The organism is Streptomyces sp. NPDC050549, assembly GCF_040655035.1.
Lineage (GTDB): Bacteria > Actinomycetota > Actinomycetes > Streptomycetales > Streptomycetaceae > Streptomyces.
Genome location: NZ_JBFAJD010000024.1, coordinates 60,404 through 86,060, shown reverse-complemented (window position 1 = coordinate 86,060; position 25,657 = coordinate 60,404). Strand labels below are relative to the sequence as shown.

20 protein-coding genes and 3 pseudogenes are annotated in these 25,657 nt (G+C 70.4%); 10 read left to right on the top strand and 13 right to left on the bottom strand.

Going from position 1 to position 25,657, the window contains the following annotated elements:
* Positions 1-56: 56 nt before the first annotated feature.
* Positions 57-248 (bottom strand): annotated as a pseudogene (locus AB0I51_RS30275) (cytochrome P450); the annotation flags it as partial.
* 92 nt (positions 249-340) lie between these two features.
* Positions 341-679 (bottom strand): annotated as a pseudogene (locus AB0I51_RS30270) (acyl-CoA dehydrogenase family protein); the annotation flags it as partial.
* 192 nt (positions 680-871) lie between these two features.
* On the opposite strand from AB0I51_RS30270, the gene AB0I51_RS30265 reads away from it, so the two are divergent.
* The 3 genes and pseudogenes from AB0I51_RS30265 to AB0I51_RS30255 all read left to right on the top strand — a co-directional run bounded on the left by AB0I51_RS30265 (position 872) and on the right by AB0I51_RS30255 (position 3,630).
* Positions 872-2,344 carry an FCD domain-containing protein gene (locus tag AB0I51_RS30265; RefSeq protein ID WP_362980520.1) on the top strand — a complete coding sequence of 491 codons (1,473 nt, stop codon included), beginning with the start codon at positions 872-874 and terminating at the stop codon, positions 2,342-2,344.
* A gap of 42 nt (positions 2,345-2,386) precedes the next feature.
* Positions 2,387-2,686 (top strand): annotated as a pseudogene (locus tag AB0I51_RS30260) (acyl-CoA dehydrogenase family protein); the annotation flags it as partial.
* Complete coding sequence (locus tag AB0I51_RS30255) at positions 2,683-3,630, top strand: NADPH:quinone oxidoreductase family protein (RefSeq protein WP_362980518.1); 948 nt, start codon at positions 2,683-2,685, stop codon at positions 3,628-3,630. The pseudogene AB0I51_RS30260 and the gene AB0I51_RS30255, both read left to right, overlap by 4 nt.
* A 120-nt stretch (positions 3,631-3,750) precedes the next feature.
* Here the strand turns inward: AB0I51_RS30255 and AB0I51_RS30250 are convergent, their stop codons facing one another.
* Positions 3,751-5,343 carry a peptidoglycan-binding protein gene (locus tag AB0I51_RS30250; RefSeq protein ID WP_362980516.1) on the bottom strand — a complete coding sequence of 531 codons (1,593 nt, stop codon included), beginning with the start codon at positions 5,341-5,343 and terminating at the stop codon, positions 3,751-3,753.
* Positions 5,344-5,667: 324 nt separating this feature from the next.
* A complete protein-coding gene (locus AB0I51_RS30245) occupies positions 5,668-6,540 on the bottom strand; it encodes a VOC family protein (protein WP_362980514.1) in 873 nt (290 codons plus the stop codon).
* Positions 6,541-6,709: 169 nt separating this feature from the next.
* Here AB0I51_RS30245 and AB0I51_RS30240 point away from each other — a divergent pair, with 169 nt between their 5' ends.
* Together AB0I51_RS30240 and AB0I51_RS30235 are read left to right on the top strand one after the other, a co-directional pair.
* Positions 6,710-7,570 (top strand): alpha/beta fold hydrolase, encoded by an 861-nt coding sequence (locus AB0I51_RS30240; RefSeq protein WP_362980512.1) that lies wholly within the window; start codon positions 6,710-6,712, stop codon positions 7,568-7,570.
* A gap of 36 nt (positions 7,571-7,606) precedes the next feature.
* Positions 7,607-8,218 (top strand): TetR/AcrR family transcriptional regulator, encoded by a 612-nt coding sequence (locus tag AB0I51_RS30235; protein ID WP_362980510.1) that lies wholly within the window; start codon positions 7,607-7,609, stop codon positions 8,216-8,218.
* Positions 8,219-8,272: 54 nt separating this feature from the next.
* On the opposite strand, the gene AB0I51_RS30230 is transcribed toward AB0I51_RS30235, so the two are convergent.
* A complete protein-coding gene (locus tag AB0I51_RS30230; RefSeq protein ID WP_362980508.1) occupies positions 8,273-9,880 on the bottom strand; it encodes an FAD-dependent oxidoreductase in 1,608 nt (535 codons plus the stop codon).
* Between the two features lie 231 nt (positions 9,881-10,111).
* Here AB0I51_RS30230 and AB0I51_RS30225 point away from each other — a divergent pair, with 231 nt between their 5' ends.
* On the top strand, positions 10,112-10,810 hold the full coding sequence (locus tag AB0I51_RS30225; protein WP_362980506.1) for a hypothetical protein: 699 nt from the start codon (positions 10,112-10,114) through the stop codon (positions 10,808-10,810).
* Positions 10,811-11,055: 245 nt separating this feature from the next.
* Positions 11,056-11,814, top strand: coding sequence for an IclR family transcriptional regulator (locus tag AB0I51_RS30220; RefSeq protein ID WP_362980631.1), 759 nt, complete (start codon positions 11,056-11,058; stop codon positions 11,812-11,814).
* Positions 11,815-11,831: 17 nt separating this feature from the next.
* On the opposite strand, the gene AB0I51_RS30215 is transcribed toward AB0I51_RS30220, so the two are convergent.
* The 6 genes from AB0I51_RS30215 to AB0I51_RS30190 form a co-directional block, all read right to left on the bottom strand.
* A complete protein-coding gene (locus AB0I51_RS30215) occupies positions 11,832-12,296 on the bottom strand; it encodes a hypothetical protein (protein ID WP_362980504.1) in 465 nt (154 codons plus the stop codon).
* Between the two features lie 19 nt (positions 12,297-12,315).
* Entirely contained in the window at positions 12,316-13,062 is a 747-nt protein-coding gene (locus AB0I51_RS30210) for an SDR family oxidoreductase (RefSeq protein WP_362980502.1), read from the bottom strand.
* A complete protein-coding gene (locus AB0I51_RS30205) occupies positions 13,055-13,762 on the bottom strand; it encodes a TetR/AcrR family transcriptional regulator (protein ID WP_362980500.1) in 708 nt (235 codons plus the stop codon). The genes AB0I51_RS30210 and AB0I51_RS30205 overlap by 8 nt, the downstream gene beginning before the upstream one ends.
* 119 nt (positions 13,763-13,881) lie before the next feature.
* Complete coding sequence (locus AB0I51_RS30200; RefSeq protein ID WP_362980498.1) at positions 13,882-15,180, bottom strand: ThuA domain-containing protein; 1,299 nt, start codon at positions 15,178-15,180, stop codon at positions 13,882-13,884.
* Between the two features lie 26 nt (positions 15,181-15,206).
* A complete protein-coding gene (locus tag AB0I51_RS30195) occupies positions 15,207-17,366 on the bottom strand; it encodes an RICIN domain-containing protein (protein ID WP_362980629.1) in 2,160 nt (719 codons plus the stop codon).
* A gap of 119 nt (positions 17,367-17,485) precedes the next feature.
* Positions 17,486-18,856, bottom strand: a complete 1,371-nt coding sequence (locus AB0I51_RS30190) for a lectin (protein ID WP_362980496.1) — start codon at positions 18,854-18,856, stop codon at positions 17,486-17,488.
* Positions 18,857-19,162: 306 nt separating this feature from the next.
* Here AB0I51_RS30190 and AB0I51_RS30185 point away from each other — a divergent pair, with 306 nt between their 5' ends.
* Positions 19,163-19,672 carry a hypothetical protein gene (locus AB0I51_RS30185; protein WP_362980494.1) on the top strand — a complete coding sequence of 170 codons (510 nt, stop codon included), beginning with the start codon at positions 19,163-19,165 and terminating at the stop codon, positions 19,670-19,672.
* Here AB0I51_RS30185 and AB0I51_RS30180 read toward each other — a convergent pair.
* Positions 19,626-20,501 (bottom strand): alpha/beta hydrolase, encoded by an 876-nt coding sequence (locus AB0I51_RS30180; RefSeq protein WP_362980492.1) that lies wholly within the window; start codon positions 20,499-20,501, stop codon positions 19,626-19,628. The two genes, AB0I51_RS30185 and AB0I51_RS30180, sit on opposite strands and share 47 nt — an antisense overlap.
* 95 nt (positions 20,502-20,596) lie before the next feature.
* Here AB0I51_RS30180 and AB0I51_RS30175 point away from each other — a divergent pair, with 95 nt between their 5' ends.
* Both AB0I51_RS30175 and AB0I51_RS30170 read left to right on the top strand, forming a co-directional pair.
* A complete protein-coding gene (locus AB0I51_RS30175) occupies positions 20,597-23,197 on the top strand; it encodes an AAA family ATPase (RefSeq protein ID WP_362980490.1) in 2,601 nt (866 codons plus the stop codon).
* A gap of 103 nt (positions 23,198-23,300) precedes the next feature.
* Positions 23,301-24,716 carry an FAD-binding oxidoreductase gene (locus AB0I51_RS30170; RefSeq protein WP_362980488.1) on the top strand — a complete coding sequence of 472 codons (1,416 nt, stop codon included), beginning with the start codon at positions 23,301-23,303 and terminating at the stop codon, positions 24,714-24,716.
* 25 nt (positions 24,717-24,741) lie between these two features.
* On the opposite strand, the gene AB0I51_RS30165 is transcribed toward AB0I51_RS30170, so the two are convergent.
* On the bottom strand, positions 24,742-25,458 hold the full coding sequence (locus AB0I51_RS30165; RefSeq protein WP_362980628.1) for an NPP1 family protein: 717 nt from the start codon (positions 25,456-25,458) through the stop codon (positions 24,742-24,744).
* Positions 25,459-25,657: the final 199 nt, after the last annotated feature.

Sequence of the window (25,657 nt, the reverse complement as noted above, 5' to 3'; positions counted from 1 at the left end):
CCTTCGATGGTCGCCCCAACACTATTGCGCCCGACCGGAGTTGCCGCTCCCGTTCGTCACCAGGCGACGGGCAACTCGTAGATGCCGTACGCCTGCGAGTCCTCCTTGAACTTCAACTCGGAGAAGTCGACGGCGAGTCGGAGCGTCGGCACGCGGCGGAACAACGTGCTGAAGACGACGTGGAGTTCGATACGGGCGAGCTGCTGGCCCACGCACTGGTGCGGGCCCCAGCCGAAGGCGTGGTGGTGACCGCCCGCGTCCGCAGCGCCGCCAGGTCGCTGCCCGCCTCCGGCTCGCTGAACAGCTGGCACCACACGTCCGCGCAGGAACGGATACGGGGCAGGAAACGCGCCCGCTGCGCGTCGGTGCCGAGCTCCAGCAACGCGGCAGAGGCCAGCGAGGCGGCGCCGATCGGCTGCCAGGTGCGGGCGATCTCCTCCGCCACGACGGACGGTTCCAGCGGATGCGCGTCGGGACGGCCGCCGTACTCGGCCGGCCGGTCGATCCCGAGGAAGCCCGCCTCGTACAGCTTGGCGGTCCACTCCCGGATCGCCGGCATCAGTTCGGGCTCCGGTGCGCGCACCCCCGCACGGGTCTTGATGCCGGGAGCGTGCTCGGCGACGAAGGCGCGCACCTTCCTCCGGAACGCTTCGAGCTCGGGCGTGGACTCCAGTCGCATCGCTGTCGGCTCCCTGTTCTCATGCCGCGGCCCTGAAATGAGGCTGCTCTAACCATGTCGATCACTCGCTTGCCAGGGGGTGGAACTGGAAAAAGTGGCCTCATCTGAGGTCCAGGTATCCGAACCGCACGCCTCCCGCCCAGGTGACGAATAGACTGGGGATCCGCAATATCCGCCCCAGAGGAGTTGGCCATGGCGACTGCCGTCGACCGCGAGCCCGCCGACGGCGAGACCGGCATCCCGGTCGGCAAGCTGGCCGCGCAGACCGCCCGCCGTATCGAGGCGACCGTGATCCGCCAGAGCTGGCCGGTGGGCGAGTCGCTGGGCTCCGAAGTGGACCTGCGGGAGCGCCTGGGGGTGAGCCGGGCGGTGCTGCGCGAGGCGGTGCGGCTCGTCGAGCACCACCAGGTGGCCAGGATGCGGCGCGGCCCCAACGGTGGCCTGATCGTCTGCGCGCCCGACGCGGGACCGGCGACCCGCGCCATGGTGATCTACCTCGAATACGTCGGTACGAGCGTCACCGACCTGCTCCAGGCCCGGCTCCTGCTGGAGCCGATCGCCGCCGGGCTGGCTGCCGACCGCATCACCGAGCAGGGCATCGGCACCCTCCGGACCACCCTCGATGCCGAACTCGACCACTGGGACGACCCCGGCGTCCACTCGCAGGACCCCCTCCACCCCGTCCTCGCCCAGTTGTCGGGCAACCCGGTGCTGCACCTGTTCGTCGACGTGCTCACCCGGCTCACCGCCCGCTACGCGCACACCTCCCGCCGTGTCTCCAAGACCGAGATGCACGCGGCGAAGGACACCTCGCACCGCGCGCACAAAGCGGTCGTCGACGCGGTGATCGCCGACGACGGAGCCCGAGCCCAGACGGAGCTGACCGCGCATCTGGAGTCGGTGGCCGGCTGGATCGAGAAGCACCGGGTGCGGCGCGGGCAGCGGATCGCCGGCAATGTCGTCGAGCCCGAACTGGTCGAGGGGCCGCGGGCCAAGCTCGCCGAGGTGGTCGCGGCGCGCATCCACGACGACATCGCCGCGCGCGGCTGGCAGACCGGAATGGTGCTCGGATCGGAGGCCGACCTGCTCGCCCGGTACTCGATCAGCCGGGCCGTACTGCGGGAAGCCGTACGGCTGTTGGAGTACCACTCGGTCGCCCGCATGCGCCGCGGCCCCGGCGGCGGCCTGATCGTCACCGAGCCCGAACCGCAGGCCAGCATCGACACCATGGCGCTGTTCCTGGAGTACCAGGGAGTCACCGCCGACGACCTGCGGATCGTCCGCAACGCCATCGAACTGGGCATCGTCGCCCGGGTCACCGCCAGAGTCGCGGAGGGCGGCAAAGAGGTGACCGAACGGCTCGGCAAGGCCGTCCGCTGGAGCACGGAGGGGCCCGCCGACGACCCGCGCAAGGCCGACCTCTTCCACACCGAACTGGCCGCGCTCTCCGACAATCCGGTGCTGTCGCTGTTCCTGTCCATCATCACCGAGCTGTTCCGCCGCCATGCCTCAGGCCACGACCGGCCGTTGCCCGGCGACACGGCGGCCGAGGAGGTCCAGCACGTTCACCAGCGGATTCTCGACGCCATCGTCGAGGGCGACGCCGGAGTGGCCCGGCACCGGATGCGCCGCCACCTGGACGCGCTGATCCCTTGGTGGCACTGATTTCCCGACGCTCAACCGGCAACGCCCCATGCCGCCTTCGGGCTCATGGCCAGGGGCGAGCCGGGGCCCGCCTCTTCGACGGCGCGGCTGTCCATCGTGACCTTCGAGCAGGAGCTGCACGAGTTCGCGGTCGACCTGCTGGGACCGTACGGCATCCTCGACCGCCGCGACCCGCATGCCGTCCAACGCGGGCGCTGGGTATGGGGGTTCCTGCGCACGCGGGCCTCGTCCATCGGTGCGGGCACCTCCGAGATCCAGCGCAACACGATCGCCGAGCAGGTACTGGGGCTGCCCCGCGACCCGGCGATGCCGACCACTGCGACTGCGGGAAGGACGCCATGAGGGCCGCGCGCTGCACGGAGTACGGGCCGCCCGGCGGCCTCTCGGTCGTCGAACTCGACGATCTCCGCCCCGGACCGGGCGAGGTGCTGGTCAGGGTGCACGCGGCGGCGGTGAACTTCCCTGACGTGCTCCTCGTGGCGAACCGCTACCAGGTGCCCGCGCCACTGCCCTTCACTCCGGGCAGTGAATTCGCGGGTGTGGTCGCGGAGTTGGGGCCGGGCGTGTCCGGCCCGCCGATCGGCTCGCCCGTCGCCGGGGCAGCGCTCACCGGTGCGTTCGCCGAACAGGTCGTGGTGCCCGTCGCGAGCCTGCGCCAGGTGCCCGAGGGCCTCGACATGGTGCACGCCGCCGCGTTCCACGTCACGTACGCCACGGCCTACCACTCCCTCGTCACCGTCGGACAGGGCGGCGCGGGGGAGTGGGTGGCGGTGCTCGGCGCGGCCGGCGGGGTGGGCTCGGCGGCGGTCGACATCGCGGCGCGGCTCGGTATGCGGGTGGTCGCCGCCGCGTCGAGCCAGGAGCGGCTGACGGTAGCGCGCAAGCTCGGAGCCGAGGCCGGCGTCGACTACGTCCGCGAGGATCTCAAGCTCTGCACAAGGGAGTTGACCGGGGGCGAGGGCGTCCACCTGGTGATCGACCCGGTCGGCGGCGACCACGCGGAGGCCGCCCTGCGCGCGCTGCGTCGGGGCGGCCGGTTCGTCACGGTGGGGTACGCCGACGGGAAGATCCCGCGGATCCCGCTGAACCTGGTGCTGCTCAAGGACCTGGTCGTCCGGGGCTTGGAGATCCGTACGGTGCGGCAGTACGCCCCGGACGCCGTGGCCGCAGCCGACCACGCCCTGGCCGCGATGGTCCGGGACGGCATGCGCCCGCTGGTCTCCCGAGTCCACCCGCTCGCCGAGGTCGCGAGCGCCCCGGAGCGGGCCGTCACGGTCGAGCGCTGACAGCCGCTGCGGGACGGCATTGGCAGCCGTCCCGCAGCTCCACCGAAGACACCGTCGGCGTCGGCAGCGGACCTTCGACTGTGGTGTCGCCCGGGCGCGCGCCGGAGGGGCTCGGTGGTCTCAGCTGCCGACGAGCATCTGCCAGGTCTGCGGTCCCACCTGGCCGTCCACGCCCAGGGCGTGTGCGGACTGGAAGGCCCGGGCGGCGCTGACGGTGCCGGAGCCGAAGCTGCCGTCGACGGTGAGGCCGTAGCCGAACTTGTTGAGCTCCACCTGGGCGGCGCGGACGGCGTCGCCGGTGGAGCCGTTCTGGACCTGGACGACCAGTGCGGACCAGGTCTTGGGGCCTATCTGGCCGTCGACGCCGAGACCGTGTGCGGACTGGAAGGTCTTGGCCGCGGCGAGGGTGGCGGGTCCGAACTGGCCGTCGGCGGTGATCGAGGCACCGTTGTAGCGCAGCAGGTACTGCGCGGCCAGCACGTTGGTGCCGGTGTCGCCGTCGATGACATTCGGCCAGGGCGGCACGACGGTGCCACCGCCCGTGGCGCCGGTCCCGGTCCCCACGAGCATCTGCCAGGTCTGCGGTCCCACCTGGCCGTCCACGCCGAGGCCGTGTGCGGACTGGAAGGCCCGGGCGGCGCTGACGGTGCCGGAGCCGAAGCTGCCGTCGACAGTGAGGCCGTAGCCGAACCGGTTGAGCTCCACCTGGGCGGCCCGGACGGCGTCGCCGGTGGAGCCGTTCTGGACCTGGACGACCAGTGCCGACCAGGTCTGCGGGCCTATCTGGCCGTCGACGCCGAGACCGTGTGCGGACTGGAAGGTCTTGGTCGCGGCGAGGGTGCCCGCCCCGAACTGGCCATCGGCGGTGATCGAGGCGCCGTGGTGGCGCAGCAGATACTGCGCCGCCTGCACGCTGGGCCCCGTCATGCCGTCGGTGATGTTCGGCCAGGACGGCAGGATGACCCCGGTACCGCCGCCGCCCGTGCCGCCCCACTGCCCGAAGTCGGCGGCCATCGCCTGGTCGAGGTCCGCGTCGTGCCCGGCGACCGAGATGCCGTTCTGGACCTGCCGCAACTGCGCGCGACTGTCCCAGTTCCCGCTGGACCACGCGTACGTCTGCCAGCCCCAGGCTATTTTCCCGTTGTCGAAGAGTTCCTTGATCACGTGGTATCCGCCGTACGCACCGGTCCGGGACCGGCCGATCACCGAGGCGACGCCGTCGTAGTAGGAGTTGAGCGCGGAGTACATCGAGGGCTGAAGATCGAAGTCGACGCTGAAGTAGATCGGCCGCGACGACGGCATCCCGTTGGCCAGCGCCTGCCGCTGCGCCTCGGTGGCGTGCCCGGCCCCCTGGGAGTACGGGTCGGAGGGGACCCCGCTCTGCCAGTCCTGCAGCCCGTCGGACTCCCAGTTGGAGACGATGCCCAGATCCGCGGCCGTCAGGGCCTGGGCCTCGGACAGGGTGAGGACCTTCGGGTTCGGCAGCCAGCTGAGGTAGCGGCACACGAAGCCGTAGCCCGCCGCGGCGACCGAACCGGCGGTGAGCGACGCGTCGGAGTAGTCGATCCCGTAGCCGGTCGCCGCGGTCGCCGCGGTCGCCGCGGATGCCGACCGGGCGAATCCGATGCCGGTCGCGGTGGCCACCGCGGCGCCGCCGACGAGGGTCAGCATCCTGCGCCGGGACAATTGCTGGTTGTTGTCAAACAGGTTCATGACACGTTCCCGTTCCTGACGTCTGGTTGCGGTGAGCAACGCGGGAGCCGCTTGGGGAGTTGGAAGCAGCGCTGCGGTGATCTTTGGGTCCCGGTCCGGCCCGTGTCCACAACGCGTCGGGATCTGGTGGGACGGTGGGACGACACGGGCACTGACCTGCCGGGATCCGCAGCGGCGTGACGGTTTCGCGGGACGGCTCGGCGTGGCCGCGGGACAGGCCGGCCGTATGACGTCAGGACCTGTGGAAGGAGGATGTGACACAGGCACCGACACAGAACAGCCCCACGGCCGAGGACCGTGGGGCTGTTCTGCTGCTTGCTCGGGTCAGCCGGCGGGCTGCGGCGGCGGGGTGAAGTGGTGGCCCCGGAACGCGCCGTCGGTGATCTCGTAGACGGGCACCGGCTCCGGCACCTTGAGGCCGTTCCAGCCGAACTCGACGGCGTAGTTCTCCGGCGACCACACGTAGAACGACACCATGTGGTCGTTCGTGTGCTTGCCGAGCGAGTGCATCATCGGGACGTCGAGCTTCGCGGCACGGTCCAGGGCGCGGCCCACGTCGTCCAGCGTCCTGCCCTCGACCATGAAGTGCAGCAGCCGCCCGGGGCCCGGCGCCGGGGTGACGCCCAGGGTGTGGTGGCGGGGGTTGCAGCCCATGAACCAGGTCGTGCCGCCCGGCGAGCGCATCGTGTTGCGCTCGATGAAGCCGAGGGTGTTGACGTAGAAGTCGAGGGTGCCCCGCGCGTCCTCGGCGGAGACGATCGCGTGCCCGAAGCCCATGTCACCGGTCAGGAAGCCCGAGACCAGGGGCGTGTGCACCGGAACGTGGTCGAGGATCGCGCCGTAGAACAACTCGACCGGGTTGCCGCCCGGGTCGTTGAACTTGACGAAGCCGGTGACCCTGCGTTCCGCGGCCTCGTCCTCGGTGCCGGCGGTCACCTTGATGCCGGTCTTCTCGACGTCGGCGACCAGCCGGGCCAACTCCCGCTCGTCGATGACCTCGAAGCCCAGGGCGGTCATCCCGCTCTGCGAACCGGGGGAGACCACGATGCGGGCCGGATAGTCGTCCATCCGGTAGTACAGGGATTCCGGGTCGCCGCCCGCAACAGGCATCAGGCCGAGGAAATCCGCCCCGAACACCTTCCATTTCTCGATGTCACTGGATTCCAGCCGTACATACCCGAGTGAGCGCACACCCATCAGGGCTCTCCCATCACCGTCGTCAGGTCCTTGCGGTCCGACGCTAATCAGGCGGGCTAACCAGGAGCCGTGGACGTCCCACTGATCGGGAGAAGTGCGACACCCGGCTCGGACGCGGTGGCACGGTGACTGTCGCCCGTCACCCCGCGACCGGAGGCCACGCACCGTCATGACACCCACCGCTGAGGACACCCTGCGCGAACTGCGCACCGACGAGGGCACGTTGCGCTACCACGAGGCGGGCGACGGGCCGCCCCTGCTCCTGCTGCACGGCTCCGGTCCGGGCGTGACCGGCTGGCGCAACCACCGGGGAAACCTGCCCCTGTTCGCGAAGCACTTCCGTTGTCTCGCCCTGGAATTCCCCGGGTTCGGGGTGAGCGACCCCACCGACGAGAACCCGATGACGGCGGCCCCGAAGGCCGTCCTGCGCTTCCTCGACGGCCTCGGCCTCGACCGCGTCGACGTCATCGGGAACTCCATGGGCGGCTTCGTCGCCGCCGGAGTCGCCGTCGCGCACAAGGACCTGTTCCGCCGGGTCGTCACCATCGGCGGCGTCGGCCGCAACATCCTCTCGCCCGGCCCCAGCGAAGGCCTCAACCTGCTCGTCGAGTTCGCCGAGAACCCGACCCGCGAGAACCTGCTCCAATGGCTGCGGTCGATGGTGCACGACCCGTCCCTCCTCACCGAGGAACTCATCGAGGAGCGCTGGGCGAGCGCCACCGAGCCCGCGACCCTCGAGGCCTCCCGGCGGATCTACGGCCGGCAGGCCATGGCCGCCATGCAGGCCGCCCAGGCCCACTCCGACCAGCCCATCTGGGCCGCCCTGCACAAGATCACCGCGCCCACGCTGCTGACCTGGGGCCGCGACGACCGGGTCACACCGCTGGAGAGCGCCCTGATCCCGATGCGTACGATTCCCAAAGCGGAACTGCATGTACTGCCCGACTGCGGACACTGGGCCATGATCGAGCAGAAGGAGGCCTGGGAGAGCGCGGTCCTGGCCTTCCTGACCCGCCCCGAGGCGTCCTGAGCGTCGGCGGGAGCACCCAACGACCGGGGGGACGACGTGGCGAGACCCGCTGAGGGACGGCAACCGGCGGCCCCGATGTCGAGCGGCCAGGCCGCCCGCCGGGTCCGCATCCTCCGCGCCGCCTCCGAACTCGGCGCCCGCGAGGGGCTGGCCAGCGTCCAGATGCACGACGTGGCCAAGGAGGCCGGCGTCGCCATCGCCACCCTGTACCGCTACTTCCCGTCCAAGCCGTATCTGTTCATGGCGGTTCTGGAGTGGCACATCGAGCAGTTCGTCGGCGGTCACGGGAACAGGGCCGTCGCCGCCGAGGGCACGGATCCCGCCGGCGAGATCGCTGAACTCCTCATCTCGCTCAGCGTGAAGCTGCTGGACAGCCCCCTGCTCGCCTCGGCGGTGGCCCTGTCGTCGTTCACCGAGTACACGAGTATCGTCCCGGCCCGCGAGGACCTCGTCGACAGCCCCCTGGGCCAGGCCATCCTGCGCCACCTCGGCGGCGTCCGCGAGGCCTCGGCGACCGACCGCAGCCGGGCACGCCTGCTCATCTACGGCTGGTGGGGCCTGTTCGTGGCCATGCTCACCGAGGAGCTCACCACCGAGGAGGCGGAGACCAACATGCGCCTGGCCGCACGGCTGCTGCTCACGCCGTAGGACTTCATGACGGTGCCCGGAACACCCTTGGCGTTCCGGGCACTTGACGTTGTGTCAGCTCTTGGCGTCCGCGATGTCGAGCACGGCCAGATACGAGAACGCGACACTCGAACCGATGGGGGCACCCGCCCCCGGGTACACCCGGCCCGTCATCGCGGCGGCGGTGTTGCCGGCCGCGTAGAGCCCCTCGATCGGGCCGCCGTCCGGGCGCAGCACGCGCGCGTGCTCGTCGATCCTCAGACCGCCCTTGGTGCCGATGTCGGCGGGGAGGATGGTCGCTACGTAGTACGGCGGGGTGTCGAGCGGGGGCAGCAGCGGGTTGGGCCAGTCGGTGGTGGGCGGCGGTGCCGGGTAGTTGAGTCGGGGCAGGGCGGGGAAGCCCAGGACGTACTGTGCCATCTGGTCCCAGGGAGTCTCGCCACGGTGGAACTTCTCGTCGACCCCGGTGTGCGCGTAGCCGTTGTACTCCTCGACGGTCTTGCGCAGGGCCTCAAGGGGTACGTCGATCAGCTGGGCCAACTCCTCGAGCGTGTCGGCCTTCTTGAGCGCGCCCGACTCGAACCACTCGGGGCGGACCGGCTCGTCGTACGGGCCGCCGAAGCTGCCCCGGTCGAGCTGGCGCTGGTCGATGATCCAGTGGGCGGGGATGTGCGAGACACCCGAAGTGGCGTGCAGGCGGACTATCTCGCGGCCTGCCTGGTCGTAGGGGCGGGTCTCGTTGACGAAGCGTTCACCGGCGGCGTTGACCCAGATTCCGCCACGGGTGCCCGTGTGGAAGAGCGGCAGGCCGTTCGGCCACACGAGCCCGGGCGTGAACCAGGCCGCGTCGAGCAGATCCGTGGCGGCGCCGACCGCGATGCCGGCCTGGAGCGCGTCGCCCGTGTTGCCCGGGGCGCCGTGGGTCCACTCGCTGCCGCGCTCCGGAACCGGCTGGTACTTCTCGCGCAGCTCGCGGTTGCGCTCGAAGCCTCCGGCCGCGAGGATCACGCCGCCCGTGGCGCGGAACGTGATCCGTTCGCCGTCGCACACCGCCTGCACGCCGACGACCCGGCCGTCCTCGACGACCAGGCTCTCCAACGCGGTGTCGAGACGGAGCGTGCCGTGGCCCGTCTCCGGGAACGCCGCCAGCGTCCTGCCGATCAGCGCGCGGCCCCCGCTCAGGACCGGGCCCTCGTCGTGGCCCCAGCGCTGGGTGGGCAGGCAGGCGCGGATCAGCCGGGCGTGTTCGCCGAGTTCGGCGACGGTGACCCGCGGCGGGAAGACGGTGTGCCCGGTGGGGGACGCGCCGGCGACCGACGGATAGTAGTCCGGCACCGGGAGGTGCTCGAACGACTGGAACCACGGGTTCTGCTCCAGCTCGTCGATCAGCTGTACGCCGGCCCACAGATAGGCCTCCTGGAGCGGCTCACGCGACTCGTCGTCGACGGTCTCGCGCAGATACGTCCGCGCGTCCTCGATGCTGTCGTCGAGCCCGGCCCGCCGCATGGGCGCCGAGCCGGGGTACCACAGGCCGGAACCGGAGTAGGCGGTGGCCCCGCCGACCCGGTCGGTCTTCTCGATGACAAGGGTGCGCAAGCCGCGCGAGGCGGCGGCACAGGCACCGACCAGACCTCCGCCCGACCCGACCACGATCACGTCGTAGACGTCCTCGTTGCTGGCCAAAACGACCTCCTCAGGTGTGCTGACGTTCTCGACGGCCGAGCGCGGCTCAACGCCACAACCTCAAGTGATGTGCGGGCGACGGTATCTAGCCAACTCCCCGGCTCCGATCGGTCATCTCGCTCAGCGAGACCGTGTGTCCACTCCCGGATCGAGTCCCGGTGAGCGGAACGCGCGGGCCCGTGAAGGGGCACGGATGGCCAGGCTGGAGACCATCACGAGTTGAGGATGCGAATGACAGACGTTTGGGAACCGAGGGCCGTGGCGGACCGTGAGGCAGCGGTGGCCGAGGCGGTCGTACGACTGACGCGCGCGGCCCGTGACCGCCAACCGTGCGCTCCCGTACGGGACTTGCTCGGCGCCACCGACATCGGCCTTGCCTACGCCGTCCAACAGCGCGTCGTGGCCGACCGGATCGCGGCCGGAGCACGCGTCGTCGGCCGCAAGATCGGACTGACCTCCGAGTCGGTGCAGCGCCAGGTCGGCGTCGACCGGCCCGACTTCGGGGTGCTCCTCGCCGACATGGACGTCAGCGCGCTGCCCGCCGTACCGAGCGAACGGCTGCTGCAGCCCCGGGTCGACGCGTCCCTCGCCGGACAGGGCGCGGGCGCCGGCAACTGCCCGATCGAACCGTTCATAGCGGTCGCCAACCTCCTTGGCTGGGAGCACGGTTGCGACCTGTTCGCCCTCCAGGACGCCGCCGACGATCTGGTACGGCCGCTGCAGGACCGCCCCGTGCGCGTCGACCGGGAGACCCTGACCCTCGGCTACGCGGGCGCCTACTCCAGCTTCCTGCGGCACGCGGAGACGGCGGCCGGACAGTACGGCCTCGACGCGCGGACCATCCTCCAGGAGGTCGGCAGGCGGGGGCTGGTCGGTGGTCAGGAGGACATGATCGTGGACATCGCGCTCGACCTCACGCGCGGCTGCTGACCGCGCGCTCCGGTAGCGCCGCTTCCCGGTCCACAGGCCGGGGGCGGCGCTTCCGCGCGTTGATTAGACCGGGCGTACCAATAAACTCGTGCACGCCTCTTGGCCCGCGTCCGACGCCGTTGATACGTTGACGAAGGCGCCGAACTAGAATTGATTTCAGTTTGAGCAGAGAGGCATTGCCGATGACGTCTGCCCTTCGACTGGAGCCGCGATACGAGGCCGACCGGCATGCGCTGCCACCGTCGATGATGGGGCGCGTGACGTTGATCATGGACCTCTTCGAGCGGCCCCAGACACACCTCACCCTCGAAGTGGTCTCCCGCCGGACCCAGTTGCCGCGCTCGACCACCCACCGGATCCTCGACCAGCTGGTGCGCCTGGACTGGCTGCAGCACACGGTCGCCGGGTACGCGCTGGGACCGCGCGCGCTCGGTCTCGGCGGGCGGGAGATCGGGCACAGCACGCTGCGCGCGGTGGCGGCGCCCCAACTCCTCGACCTGGCCGTCCGTACGAAGATGGTCGTCCATCTCGCCGTGCTCGACGGCCCGGAGATCTACTACCTCGACAAGGTCGGCGGCCGGGCCGCGGTCGACATCCCCTCGCGGGTCGGCGGGCGGGCGGTCGCCCATTGCACCGGGCTCGGCAAGGCGATGCTCGCGTGGCTCGGCCCGGAGGAGATCGACGCCCGCTACCAGCAGTCGATGGAGTGCCGCACCTCCCACAGCATCGGCCGACTCGACCTTCTCCACCGGGAGTTGAGCACCGTACGCCGACGCAACGGTCTTGCGATCGACCGGGGCGAGTGCTTCCCCGACCTCGGCTGCGTCGGCCTTGCCCTGCGCGGCCCCGACGGTCCGGTCGGCGCGGTCTCGGTCGTCGGCGACGGGCACGCACCGCTGGAACTGGTCGCACCGCTGGTCGTGAACGCCGTACGGGCCGTGTCCGAGGAGCTGTTCGGGGACGGGGAGTCGTTCCGGCGCGAAGTGGCCGACGCCGTCGGGTAGTCGGGGTGGCCGGGCTGTCACGGGGAAGTGGAGATCCAGCCTTCGTTGTACCGATGGCGGTGCAGGCCCACGGCGGCGAACTCGTCACGGGCCGGACCGCTCGTGGCACCCAGCCGCCGGAGAGCCTGCGAGATCGCGCTGAGCCGCACGGCCGGGTCGTCCAGCGGCCCCAACGCGATTGCCCCGTCGGCCCAGACGACAGCCCGTTGCTCGCCGACCCCGCCGAAGTACTCGGCCTCCACGTAGGCGACCGGCCCTGCCGCGGACCACTCGGCGAGCTTCCTCTCGAAGCCTTCGGGCAGCCGCCAGAACCCCGGGGCCCTGGTCGCGCTTCCGTCCGTGACCGCGTCGAAGACCTCTTCTGTCATCGGCAACAGCGACAGACCCTGGGCCAGAGACGCCACTCGGGCGCCGGGCACGCTCCGCGCGGCGGCACGGAGCAGTTCGTCTGCGGCAATCACTGCCCGTAGGACGTAGGTCATCTCTGGATTCTTCCCCTGTTCACGCCAACCCGCCGTTCGCGAAAAGTACTTGGCCGTTGATCCAGCGGGCTGGGCCGGCCAGGAACGCGACGGACTCGGCGATGTCCTCCGGGGTGCCAAGGCGTTCCAATGGGGCGGCCTTGGCGAGGTTCTCGATCGTGGTCTCGTCCTTGCCGTCGAGGAAGAGGGAGGTGGCGGTGGGGCCGGGGGCCACGGCGTTGACGGTGATGTCCTTGCCGCGCAGCTCGCGGGCCAGGACCAGGGTCATGGCCTCGACCGCGGCCTTGCTCGCAACGTAGGCGCCGTACGTCGGGAACTTGGTGCGGGTGACGGTGGTGGAGAAGTTGATGACCGCGCCGCCGCCGCGCACCCGTCGGGCCGCCTGCTGGGAGACGACGAACGTGCCGCGGATGTTGGTTCGGTGCATGCGGTCCAGGTCGTCGAGGTTCATGGTGGCGACGGGGGAGAGGACCATGATCCCGGCGGTGTTCACCACCACGTCGATGCCGCCGAACTCCGCCTCGACCGCGTCGAACGCGGCGGACATCGCGTCCTCGTCGGCGACGTCACCGCCGACCGGGATCGCCCTGCCGCCGGCCGCGACGATCGTCGCGACCGTCTCGTCGGCCTTGGCCTTGTTGCCGGCGTAGTGCACGCCGACCGCGATGCCGTCCCTGGCCAGTCGCTCGGCGACCGCGCGGCCGATGCCGCCGGAACCGCCGGTGACCAGGGCGACGCGGGTGGTGGTGGTCTCGATGTCAGGCATGGTGGGTGTCCTTCCCTGAGCGGGGGATCTGCGTGAGCCACTGCCCCAGCAGGGCCGACTCGGCGGGGGTGAAGGGTTCGGGGGTGAGGTCGTCCAGTGACGCGAGGAGCGTGGTGGCCGCTGCCGTGCGGGCGTCGTGGGCCGTCGGGTCCGACGGGGTGTCCAGCAGGATCGCCTGGACCATCGCGTCGCGGACCGACGTCGACAGATCCGTGTCCGGATAGAGCTCGGGGCGTGTGATCAGGCCCAGTGCTACACCGGTCGTCGCCGTCATCACCATCTGCGCGGCGATCTCGGGCGCGATCCGCATCCTGCCCTGCGCGGCGAGCCGGTCCAGTACCTCGCGGAGGATGCGCAGGGCCTCCCGCGCCGCCTCGGGTGTGGTGCGCAGGGCGGGGGCGAACATCAGCTTGTAGGCGTTGGGATGCGCCAGCGCGAACGCCACATGGCTGTCCCAGCCGGCCAGCAGGTCCCGTAGCGGGTCCGCCGACTTCTCGGCCGCGCGCTTGGTCTCCAGGTACTGGTCCCACACGTGGTCGACCGTCGCCGCCAGCAGCCCGTCCTTGTCGCCGAAAAGCCGGTAGAGGACCGGCTGTTGCACACCCGCCGCTTCGCACACCGCGCGCGTCGACACATCGCCGCTCGGCGACTGGGCGATCAGCTCCGCCGCCGCCTCGATAATCAGCGATCTCATGTTCATGTAATCGACGATAACATCGATGCGTATCGCTGACAACAGTGTGCTGTTAGCGGTGAAAACAAGGGTGCCTCCACCGCGTCCGTGCGGTGGGAGGCACCCTTGCTGTGCCGTGCGGTGGCTCAGGACTGCACGGCGAGTTGGAAGGACTGCGCGGTCGAGCCGTCGCAGGTCCGCTGGGTGAGCTGGACACTGTTGGTCGCCGCGGTGGCGGCCGTCAGGCACTTGCCGCTGTGCCGGGCGACGAAGTGGTAGCGCCCGCTCGTCTCACGCACCGGCTGCCACTGCTGGTTCGTGCCACCGGAGTAGGCCCACAGCTGCAACGGCGCGTTGTCCGCCGTCGAGCGGTCGGTCACGTCGATGACCTGCGCCGGGTTGCCGCGCGCGGTGATCTCCATGTATCCGCTGTCGGTGGAGCGGAACTGGTACTGCTGCGCCGTCGTGCCGTTGCAGGCGTACTGCTGGATCGCCGTCCCGTTGGCCGTGGCCGCCGAACGGGCGTCGACGCAGGTGCCGTTGCCGCCGTTCTGCACGGAGTACCAGGAGGTCTCGGAGATCGGGGTGTCCGTCGGCGGCGTCGAAGTGTCGCCCCCGCCCAGCCACTTGAGCCCGTTCAGCAGGAACTGGTTCTGGGTGGCGCTCGCGAAGGTCGACGACAGCCGAGTGTTGGTCGTGTAGTTCATCGCGTTGTGACCGAAGTTCGCGTACAGCATCTTGTACTTCGTGTTGGTCCAGATGAGCGGGTAGTACCCGCTGTACCAGGACTGGTTGGGGTCGGTCCCGACCGGGAAGCTGCTCGGGTCGATCGACGCCAGGATCTTGATGTCCGGGTTCTGCCGCAGGTCGTTGGACCAGCTGTACCACTCGCTGACCGACGAGGTGAACGTGGCCGGCAGGCTCGCGGTGGGCGGGATCGAGTGGTCCTCCACCCTCAGGGTCACCGAGGTCGGGCCCCAGGTGTTGGACACGAAGTTCCCCGAGCCGAGGAACGTGTTGTGGTACCAGGACCAGCTCGCCGCGTCCGTCGTGAAGGCGGAGACATGGAAGCCCATGAAGCCGCCGCCACCCCTCATGTACGCCTCGAATCCGCTGCGTTGGGCGGCGGTCTGCGGCAGGTCGTCGAGGAACAGGACGACCTGGTAGGCGTTGACCCCGCCGTTGGCGAGCAGGTCCCAGTCGGTGCTGGTCGTGTAGGTGTAGCCGTTGGCCGCCGCCTGCTGCGGGAACCAGACGTTCGCCTCCTTGTCGAAGTCGATGTGCGCCGCGTCGTAGGTCCCGCTGTAGAGCGCGAGGATCTTGAACGGGGTCGTCGCCGTGCTCGCGTGGGCGGCGGGCGGTGCGGCCGCGAGCCCGAGCAGCGTCGCCAGCAGGAGGAGGACCCGCAGGAGAGCGCGAGTGGAACCGGATCTGATGGTCTGCATCAGCTGATCGATCCTTTCCGTGCGGTCTACGGGTAGTTGGTGAGGTAGGCGACGTTGGTGCTGGAGTTGGACGGCCCGCCGGTGCTGTTGATGATGTGGCTGATCGTGCCGACGCCGCCCAGTGAGACGGTCACCATGTCGTGGAACTTGACCCCGGACACGCTCGGCACCTCGAAGGCGTGGTCGGCGACCACGCCGGAGTTGCTACTGAAGTAGCAGTAGCTGCCAAGTCCCCACGCTTCGTGGGTGGTTACGTTGGCGGCGACCTTGTAGGCGGGGTATCCCCTGCCGCTGCCGTTCATCCAGGAGGCCTGGTTCGGCGGGTCGTAGGGCATCTCGTTCTGGAAGAAGTACGTCCGGCCGCCGTTGCCGTTCCAGAGGACCTGGGTCTTCTGGAAGTGTTCGACGAACAGGCCGTACGCCGTCACGTTGGCGCCGTTGACGATCAGCCCAGTGTCCGCGGTGTTGGTGGTCCAGCCGACCGTGCCCGAGTTGCCGTGGTCCGCCCGCCAGATCCACGTGTGGTCGACGATCGTGTTGGCGCTGTTGATTACAACGGAGTTGGTGGCCTTGCCAATGGTGGCGCCACCGATGCGGACGAAGACATCGGACAACTGCGTCGGGTCGGAGACGTGCGAGGCGGTCGAACCGGACGGGCCGATCTGCACCAGTGTCGCGGAGTTGGTGGTGCCCGCGTCGATCAGCAGACCCGCGAGCTCGATGCCGTCCACGTCGGCCGTGGAGATCGCGGTGATCCCGCCGTCCGGCACGAAGGTGGCCAGGCCCATGCCCAGGACGACCGTGTCGGGACGCGTGATGTTGATCGTCTGGTTGAGGTGGTAGACGCCCGGGGTGACGAGAAGGTTCTTGCCGGCGGCCAGCGCGGTGTTCATGTCGGCCGCGGTGGCGCCGGGCTTGACGATGTAGAACTGGTCGATCGGCAGGGACTTGCCCGCAGGGGTCTTCCCGCTCCACGTCGTGCCGACGGCGTTGGACTGCAGCCCGGGCACGAAGACCTGGTAGGCGCCCGCGCTGTCGACGTAGAGGAAGGGCTTCTCGCGGATCGTCGGGGAGCCGGCGACGTTCGTGTACGTCGGGAAGGACTGGGCGGGTGCGCCCTGGTCGCCGACGAAGACCATGTTCCAGTTGGAGCCGGACCAACTGCCCATCGTGGAGTTCCTGGTGAGGAACTGCTGCTGGGTCCCGGACCGGATCTGGCCGTCGACCTTGGTGTCGGAGATGAAGCCGCCGCTGGACCAACCGCCGTCGTCCAGCGCCAGGTTGCCGCGCACATGCATACGCCGGTACGGCGCGGCCTGCGAGACGGCCCAACGGTCGGTGCCGCCGGTGGGGTTGACCGACAGGTTCTCGGCGTCGCGCCAGAAGTTCTGCGTCGCGTTGCCCTGGAACCAGTCGGCCTCCGCGTGCACGGCGCCGTTGATCGTCACGTCGTCGGGCGAGAAGCCCAGGCCCGCGACCTGCGTGTAGAAGCCGACATCGGCGTTGGCGCTGTACGTCCCGGGCTTGAACAGCAGGGCCTGACGGGCCGAGCCGAACTGGTTGGTCTCCTGCTGGGCGAAGACCGAGTCCAGTTTGGACTGGATGCTGGACGCCGACATCGACGGGTCGAACACCGTCACGTTGGGGCCGAAGTCCGGGGTGCCGGGCGGGTTCGTCGTACCACCGCCGCTCAGCGTGAACGACTGCGCGGCCGTGCCGTTGCAGGTGTACTGCGCCAACTGCACGCTGTCGGCGGTCGACGCGCTCGGCACGTCGAGGCACTTGCCGCTGTTGCGGTTGACGAAGTGGTAGGAGCCGTCGGACTCGGCGACCGGCAGCCACTGCTGGTTGTTGCCGCCGGAGTACGTCCACAGCTGGATCGGCGCGGAGTCGGCGGTCGAGACGTTGGTGACGTCCCAGGCCTCGGCGCCGTTCAGGTTGCTGTTGACGCGGTAGTAGCCGCTGTCGGTCGCGACCAACTGCCAGTTCTGCGCGGTGCTTCCGTTGCAGGTGTACTGCTGGACGGCGGTGCCGTCGGCGCTCGCGGCCGAGCGGGCGTCGACGCACTTGCCGCTGCCCTTGTTGACCACGGTGGTGTAGCCGGTGGGTATCGCAGCGGCGGCCGAGTTCGCGGCGCTCGCCGAGCCCTGCGCGGCGAACTCGATGCCGGTCGCGGTCGTGGCCACGAGCGCGACCGCCGTGAGCGCTCTCGGTATCGCGTGGCGGCCGGACAGTCTGTTCCGTCTGAGCACGGATTCTCCTGTGGGGATGGGGGGTTGGGGAGGAAGGTCGGAGGGCGCGTCCGTCAGCCGGTGTACTGGGCGAAGATGCTGGTGAACTGCCAGTTGCTCTGGCTCACGCCCGAGCAGGTGTCGTCGTTCGGGTAGGCGCCGGGGCAGGGCCGGTCACGGTTGGCCGACCAGAACGTCAGCCGCGCCAGGTGGTGCGCCTGCGCGTAGCCGAGGATGGTCTGGAAGTCGGCGGTGGTGACGGTCTCGTTGTTGTCGGTGATGCCGTTCATCGACGAGATGCCCATGTCCCGGTAGGCTGCGTCGTCGCTGTAGCCGTACGCGTTCTTCAGCGCGGTCTTCAGACCCTCGGCCGCCCGCTGGGTGAGCGTGCCCATGTTCTGGCCCGCGCCGCCGAAGTCGAACGGCATGATGGTCCAGGCGTCCACGGTCAGCCCGGACGAGGCGGCCCGGCTGATGAGGCTGGTGTCGGGGCCGCTCTGCCCGGTGCCGATGGTGACGTACACCTTTATGCCCGGGTTGTTGGCCTTGACGGTCTTGAGCGCGTCTACCGTGCGCTGCTGGACCGTGGCGTTGCTGTACGCGTCGGCCTCGATGTCGATGTCGATGGCCTTCAGCGAGTAGGCGCTGATGACCTTCTGGTACGCCGCCGCCAGTTCGCCCGCGCTGGAGCAGGAGCTCTCCAGCTTGTTGCCGCTGTAGCCGCCGAAGGACGGGACGACATCGCCGCCGTTTGCCCGCACGGTGTTGATGGTCTGCTGGTCGACCCCGCCGGTCAGCGCCCGTCCGCCGTCCCACTGCGGGTTGCAGTAGCCGTTGCTCAGGACGAACGCGAGCGTGAACCACTTCACGCCGGTCGCGTTCATGACAGTCGTGGGGCTGGGCGGGTTGCCCCAGCCGTTGTAGAGGTACGGAGCCACGGCCATCGGCGCCGTCGTCGGCGGGGTCGTGCCGCCGGCGGCCGGTGCCGTCCACTTCTGGTTGGCGGCGCCGGAGCAGGTCCAGATCTGGGTGCGGGTGCCGTTCGCCGACGAACTCCCGGTGACGTCCAGGCACTTGTTCGCGGCCGGGTTCACGATGTCGCGCGCGGCGGTGACCGTCCACTGCTGGTTGGCGCTGCCGGCGCAGGTCCACAGCTGGAGCTGGGCGCCGTCGGCCGTCGAATTGCCGGTCACGTCGAGGCACTTGCCGAGGGCTCTGATGGTGCCGTCGGAGCCGACCGTCCACTGCTGGGCGGCGGTGCCGTTGCAGTCGTAGATCTGTACGGCCGTGCCGTCGGCGGAGCTCGCGCCGGCGACGTCGAGACACTTGCCGGCCAGGCCGGTGATGGTGCCGGTCGCGGCCGAGGCGGAGGGTGCTCCGAGGGTGCCGACGGCGGTGAGGCCGAGGGACAGCGCGAGGGCGCAGCGCAGGGCGAGGCGTTGCATGACGAGGGGGCCTTTCGTCCTGGGGTGGGGGGTGGACGCCGCCGGCGTGAAGGCGGTGAGAGGTGAACGCTCGCGTTCACATATGTGAGCACGAAATACACTCATCGGAGGTCTGCTGGCTGGTGAACCTAAAGGTCTGCACCAAAGCCGTCAAGAGGTGCGACCGGACAAGTCCCGCAGGCCGTGCCTGAGTTGAGAAGTTGTAGGCGAAGGAAAAGAAATCGCCAGGACCATTGAGCGGCCGGTTCCCACAGGTCACACTGTGCGAGCTTCATGATGATCGTCAGGGTGCGTGTCGGAGGAACCATGAACACAGCGGGGACCGCGGAGGTCGCAGTCCGGCACATACTCAGCGACAAGGTCGCGGGCGGCTTCCTCACACCGAGGACGCGCACGATCACCTGGACCGACGCCCACTACGTGGTCAAACGGCCCCCGTCGGGCAAGCACACGGTGGAGCTGACCTGCACCGAGTGCTCGGCGTCCCTGCTGGCCGAGGTCCGCGACCATGCCTTCACCCGCACCTTCGCGACCGTCCTGCGGATCATCGGGGTGGTCTGTGCGGTCGTCTTCTTCGCCGCCCTCGCCTACGCCTTCCACGAGGGCGGCAAGACCCTCCCCGAGGGGCAGTCGCTGCCGGCCCTCTTCTCGGTCAGCGTGATCGCCGTCTTCGTCACCTTCGTCGCCGCGCCCACGTTCTACGTGCACGGCCGGAACTACAACGGCGTCAGCATGCTCGACGCCCCCAAGCCGCGCCGCCGGCACCAGATCAGGCCGGTGCGGGTGGTGCGACCGGGTCCGCGAACTCCGCGATGAGCCGGGCGAGTTCGGCCGGCCGGTCCAGCGGGAGCAGCGTGTAGCCGTCGGCCACCTCCACCAGCCGTCCCCGCGGCAGGAGTTCGGCCAGCCGGCGCCCGTGCTCCGGCGGCATCACCCGGTCCTCACTCGCCCACACCACCAGCGTGGGACGGTCGAACTGCCGCAGCCGCAGGGCCGTTTCGGCCAGGAGCCCGCGGGTGTTCCGTGCCGCTGCGCGCAGGACCCGTACGGCATCACGGCGGATCTCCGGCTGCCGCCGGACCGGTTCCGTCCAGCGCGCGGTGACCGCGTCGCCCCGTTTCGTCAGCCACCCGAACGCGAACGGCATACGGCGCAGCGCCCGTACCCGCATCTGCCGCATGAACTGCCCGAACAGCCACGGCGACAGACGTCCCGCGAGCACGAGCGTCCGGCCCGTCAGGCCCGGCGGGAAATTGTCGAACGCCTCGCAGGACACGAGCACCACCCGCGCCACCCGCGCGTTCCCCTCCGCCATCAGCAACTGCACCAGCGCCCCGCCCGTGTCGTTCCCGACCAGCGTGACGTCCCGCAGATCCAGCCGGTCCATGAACTCGGCGACCAGCCGGGCCACCCCGGGCAGCGACAGATCGGCGTCCGGGCGCACCGGATGGCGGTGGGCGCCCAGTGGGAGGGTCGGGGCCACGCACCGGTGATCGGGGGCCAGTTCGGCGATCGGCGCGTCCCAGAGCGAGGCGTCCATCAACAGGCCGTGCAGCAGCACCAGGACCGGACCGTCACCGCCCGTGTCCTCGTACGCCATGGGTCCTGCGGAGAGCTCGATCAGCTGCTGTGCGGTGGTGGTCATGTGCGCCTCCCGTGAGTGTCCGTACTCAAGAGGGAGTCGGGGGCCGAAGCGTGACATCCGCACACGAGTTCCCCGCGAGTGGCAGAATCGGAGACGTGGATTGGGGGATCCTCGAGCGCGAGCCCGAGCTGGCGCGACTGGCCGCGGCCGCGCATGAGGCGGCGGACGGGGCCGGATCCGTCGCGCTCGTCTTCGGCGAGGCCGGCATCGGCAAGTCGAGCCTGGTCAAGGCCATGCCCGAGCGGCTGCCGCCGCACACCCGCATCCTCCTGGGCCAGTGCGACGACCTCGTCACCCGCCGCCCCCTCGGCCCGTTCCGCGACCTCATCGGCAGCGTCGGCGCCGAACTCGCCCGGGCCGTCATGGAGGGCGGCGACCGCCACCGCGTCTACGAAGCCCTGCAAGGTGAGCTTTCCGGCGTACCGCATCCGGCGGTGCTCGTCGTGGAGGACGTCCACTGGGCCGACGAGGCCTCGCTGGACGCACTGCGCTTTCTGGTCCGGCGGATGGCACAGCTGCCCGCCGTACTCGTTCTCACCTACCGGGACGACGAGTTGAGCCGCGAGCACCCCTTGCGCCACCTCCTCGGGCAGGTGTCCCGTGTGGACCGAGTGCACCGGCTGCCGCTCGCCCGCCTCTCCAAGTCGGCCGTGCGCACGCTCAGTTCGGCCAGCCCGCTCGACCCGGCCCAGGTGTACGAGGTGACCTCCGGCAACCCCTTCTTCGTCACCGAGATCCTCGCGGCCGGCGGCACCGGGACAGTGCCCCCGACGGTCGTCGACGCGGTGCTCGCCCGGCTGCGCGGACTCGACGGCCGCAGCGTCGACGCGCTGGAGCAGCTCGCCGTGGTGCCCTCCGCCGTCGAACGCACCCTCGTGGACACGCTGTTGGCGGGCGGCGTGGCCGGGCTGGCCGCCGCCGAGCAGCGCGGACTACTCACGGTCACCCCCGAACGGGTCGCGTTCCGGCACGAGTTGATCCGCCGGGCCGTCGCCGACTCACTGCCCGCGGCCCGCCGCATCGACCTCGACCGACGGGTGCTCACCGCGCTCGTGGCCCGGCCCGGCTCCGACCCGGCCCGCATCGTCCACCACGCGGCCCGGGCCGGCGACCAGGACGCCATCGCCCGCTACGGCCCCGACGCGGCCCGCGACGCCACGGAGGCGGGCGCCCACCGCGAGGCCGCCGCCCATCTGCGGCTCGTGCTGCGACAGCGGCACCGCTACAGCCCCGCCGAACTCGCCGACCTGCTCGAACGCTACGCGGTGGAGTGCTACACCCTCGCCGACTCCGTCGAGGCCGTCGCCGCCCAGCGTGAGGCCGTGACCCTGCGCCGCTCCCTCGGCGACACCCTCGCGCTCGGCGCCGATCTGCGCTGGCTGTCCCGCATCCACTGGTGGGCGGGCCACGCGGAGGAGGCGCAGGACGCGGCGCGCGAGGCCATCGCCGTCCTCGAACCCTCCGGTGACGACCGCCTGTTGGCGCTCGCGCACAGCAACACCGCGCAACTGCGAATGCTGTCCGACCGGTACGCCGAAGCCCTCGTTCACGGCGAGCGCGCCATCGCCCTGGCCCGCCGCGCCGACGACCCGGCGATCCTGGCGCACGCCCTCAACAACGTGGGCACGACCCGCTGGCGCAGCGGAGACCCGGACGGGCGACGGCAGTTGGAGGAGAGCCTCGCGGTGGCGCTGGCCGCCGGCGAGGTCGAGCACGCCTGCCGGTCCTACGCCAACATCATCTGGACCCTCCTCGACAACCTCCAGTACGCGGAGGCCGACCGCTTCCTGCCCCCGGCCATGGAACTCGCCGACCGCGCCGAGCACTTGGGGTTCCTCAACTACCTGCACGTCGAACAGGCCATGCGCCGGCTCGCCGCCGCCGACTGGGAGGACGCCGAGCGGCACGCCGAGTACGGGATGCACGAGTTCGTACCGGCCCGCTGTCCCGCGCTGACCGTCCTGGCCCGCGTGCGGGTCCGCCGCGGCAGGCCCGGCGCCGGTGAACTCCTCGACCAGGCCTGGGAGATCGCCGTACGGACCCAGGAGCTGCAGCGCACCGGACCGGTGGCCGCCGCACGGGCGGAGGCGGCGTGGCTGCGCGGCGATCACGCGGCGGCGGCCGGGGCGGCGGCGCCGGTCCACGCGCAGGCCGGGCGGCTCGACTACGGGCCCTATCGGGCCGAACTCGGCTACTGGCTCACCAAGGCGGGGCTCGCGGTGCCCGTCGGCGACAGGGACCATCCGTACGCGCTGCAGGCGGCCGGGGAGTGGAAGCGGGCCGCGGACCTGTGGCGGCAGGCCGGCTGCCCTTACGAACACGCCGCAGCGCTTGCCGAGAGTCCCGACCCCGTCGACAAACTCACCGCGCTCACCGAACTCGACGCACTCGGCGCCGAACCCCTCGCCCGACTCGTGCGCACCGAACTGCGCGACCTCGGAGTCCGCCGCATCCCACGCGGCCCGCACACGACGACCCGGGGCAACCCGGCCGGCCTCACGGAACGCCAACTCCAGGTCGTACGACTCCTCGTGGACGGCCTGACCAACCCGGAGATCGCAGGCCGCCTCGTGGTGTCCGTCCGTACCGTCGACAACCACGTGCGGGCCGTACTGGAGAAGCTGGGCGCGCCCACCCGACGGCAGGCCGCGGCCCGCGCCACGGAGCTGGGCCTGCTCCCGGGCGGCGAAACGTAGGTACCCGGCGGCCCCGAGCTGGGTGACCGGCACGGATGCCCGCACATTCCGGGGCGGCATAGAACATGCGGGACATCCAGCGCACCACGAAACGGGGGACCGCATGTCCAGCACAGCCGTACAGGCCGCTCGACGTGAACTGACGAACTTCACGGGGGAGTTGATCGGCCCGGACGACGCCGCCTATCCCGAGGCCCGCGTCGTCTACAACGCGATGATCGACAAACGGCCCGCGCTCGTCGCGCGCTGTGCCGACGCGGACGCCGTGGCCCGCGTAATCGCCTTCGCGCGCGCCCACGACCTGCCCCTCGCGGTGCGCGGCGGCGGCCACCACGGCGCCGGACTCGGCACCGTCGACGGGGGAGTGGTCGCCGACCTCTCCCCGCTCAAGGACATCCACGTGGACCCCGAGGCCCGCACGGTCCGGGTCGGCGGCGGCTGCGTCTGGGGCGAGGTGGACCGTGCCACCAACGTGTACGGACTCGCCACCCCCAGCGGCATCATCTCCACCACCGGCGTCGGCGGCATCGCCACCGGCGGCGGGCTCGGTCACCTCACCCGCAAGTGCGGGCTGACCATCGACAACCTGCTGGAGGCGGAGCTCGTGCTCGCCGACGGCAGTCAGGTCCGGGCGAGCGCCGACGAGAACACCGACCTGTTCTGGGCGGTTCGAGGCGGCGGCGGCAACTTCGGCGTCGTCACCTCGTTCCTGTTCCGCCTGCACGAGATCAGCACGGTCGTCGCCGGCCCCACCTTCTGGCCGGTCGAGATCAGCGCCGAAGTCCTCACCGCCTACCGGGACTTCCTCCCGAACGCACCCCGCGAGCTGAGCGCCTTCTTCCTCTACGGCAGCGTGCCGCCCGCCCCGCCGTTCCCCGAGGAGATCCAGCTGCGCAAGACGGCCGGCGTCGTCTGGTGCTACACCGGCGGCGACACCGAGGCCGCCGCACGCGAGATGGCCCCGCTGCTCGACGCACTGCCCGCACCGCTGCTGCACGCGGCCGGACCCATGCAACACCCCGACATGCAGGGCATGTTCGACGGGCTCTACCCGCCCGGCGACCAGTGGTACTGGCGTGCCGACTTCGTCGACGAGATCTCCGACGAGGCAGTGCAGCTCCACGCCAAGTTCGGCGCCGAGGTCCCCACCCCGCAGTCGACGATGCACCTCTACCCGATCGACGGTGCGGCTCACGACGTCGGAAACGACGAGACCCCGTGGGCCTACCGCGACGCACGCTGGGCGTCCGTCTTCGCCGGGGTCGACAGGCACCCCGCGAACGCCGGCCTCATCAAGAGGTGGACCGTCGACTACCAGGAGGCCCTGCACCCGTACTCGGCGGGCGGCGCCTACGTGAACATGATGATGGACGAGGGACAGGAACGTGTCCGGGCCAGCTACCGCGGCAACTACGAGCGCCTGGCCCGCATCAAGGCCGAGCGCGACCCGGACAACGTCTTCCGCCTGAACCAGAACATCCACCCGGCCCCGAAACCGCGCTACGAGACCCGTCCGTAACCACGATTCCGAGGCCGGGCCGGCATCACGCGTTCGGGTCGAACGAGATGCCGGACGGCTTCGCGATGGACAGGGCGTAGTTGAAGTCGCTGTCCCTGATCTTCAGCGTGGCCGAACCGAAGTCGGCGGCCAGGAGCTTGTCCTTGAGGCCGGCCGGGTAGCCGTTCCAGCCCACCAGACGCGGGTAGAACCAGCCGCCGGTGGCGTTCTCCGGGGGCTCGTCGTTCGTGTTGGCGAAGCGGAAGTCGTGCGAGCCGATGCCGTCCTTGTGGTAGACGATCTTGGGGTGTGTGCCGTCGAAGCGCACCCCCGAGGCCGCCGACACCTGGTAGGCGGAGTGCTGCGACACCGACACGTACTGGACCGTGTTGTCCTTGATCCACACCACGACGTGCTCCCAGTCGTGGGTGTGACCGATCGCCGCCGGGCCCAGGGTGACCTGGTCCTTCTCGAAGTAACTGGCGTACATCACCGCGCACCAGTCGTTGTTGCACTTCTCGCGGGAGTACGTGTTGGAGTTGTTCAGCTGGGCGAGGTCGTGGCAGTGCCCGTTGACGTCGCCGCCGAGCTTCAGCCCGGGGTTGACGGTGCCGTCCAGACCGATGGCGGCGGTGGCGTAGCAGCCGTCGCCGTCGTAGTCGTAGGCCGGGGAGAAGGTCTGCTCCAGGCCGTCGGCGTTCTGCGGGAGCGCCTGCAGTACGGCGGCCTGGGCGGCCGTGGCCTGGCCGACCACGAGGGCCAGCGCACCGAGGACGGTGACGACGGCGGAGCGGCGGAGGCGCCGGGTGCGCGTCCGGGGCCTCGCGGCTCTCGCGGGGCTGTCGGTGGGGGGTGTCAGTTCGGGCACGCCGACTCCAGTTCTTGGCGGTGGGGGGCGCTGCTGGCTGCGCCAGGTCCAGACCTTCGCAGGCCGGTGTGTGCACGTCAACACCCTTGCGGTG

Coding starts and splice junctions, on each gene's coding strand:
- AB0I51_RS30265 (WP_362980520.1), top strand. CDS start 872: ATGGCGACTGCCGTCGACCGCGAGCCCGCCGACGGCGAGACCGGCATC.
- AB0I51_RS30255 (WP_362980518.1), top strand. CDS start 2,683: ATGAGGGCCGCGCGCTGCACGGAGTACGGGCCGCCCGGCGGCCTCTCG.
- AB0I51_RS30250 (WP_362980516.1), bottom strand. CDS start 5,343: ATGAACCTGTTTGACAACAACCAGCAATTGTCCCGGCGCAGGATGCTG.
- AB0I51_RS30245 (WP_362980514.1), bottom strand. CDS start 6,540: ATGGGTGTGCGCTCACTCGGGTATGTACGGCTGGAATCCAGTGACATC.
- AB0I51_RS30240 (WP_362980512.1), top strand. CDS start 6,710: ATGACACCCACCGCTGAGGACACCCTGCGCGAACTGCGCACCGACGAG.
- AB0I51_RS30225 (WP_362980506.1), top strand. CDS start 10,112: ATGACAGACGTTTGGGAACCGAGGGCCGTGGCGGACCGTGAGGCAGCG.
- AB0I51_RS30220 (WP_362980631.1), top strand. CDS start 11,056: ATGATGGGGCGCGTGACGTTGATCATGGACCTCTTCGAGCGGCCCCAG.
- AB0I51_RS30215 (WP_362980504.1), bottom strand. CDS start 12,296: ATGACCTACGTCCTACGGGCAGTGATTGCCGCAGACGAACTGCTCCGT.
- AB0I51_RS30210 (WP_362980502.1), bottom strand. CDS start 13,062: ATGCCTGACATCGAGACCACCACCACCCGCGTCGCCCTGGTCACCGGC.
- AB0I51_RS30205 (WP_362980500.1), bottom strand. CDS start 13,762: ATGAACATGAGATCGCTGATTATCGAGGCGGCGGCGGAGCTGATCGCC.
- AB0I51_RS30200 (WP_362980498.1), bottom strand. CDS start 15,180: ATGCAGACCATCAGATCCGGTTCCACTCGCGCTCTCCTGCGGGTCCTC.
- AB0I51_RS30190 (WP_362980496.1), bottom strand. CDS start 18,856: ATGCAACGCCTCGCCCTGCGCTGCGCCCTCGCGCTGTCCCTCGGCCTC.
- AB0I51_RS30185 (WP_362980494.1), top strand. CDS start 19,163: ATGAACACAGCGGGGACCGCGGAGGTCGCAGTCCGGCACATACTCAGC.
- AB0I51_RS30180 (WP_362980492.1), bottom strand. CDS start 20,501: ATGACCACCACCGCACAGCAGCTGATCGAGCTCTCCGCAGGACCCATG.
- AB0I51_RS30170 (WP_362980488.1), top strand. CDS start 23,301: ATGTCCAGCACAGCCGTACAGGCCGCTCGACGTGAACTGACGAACTTC.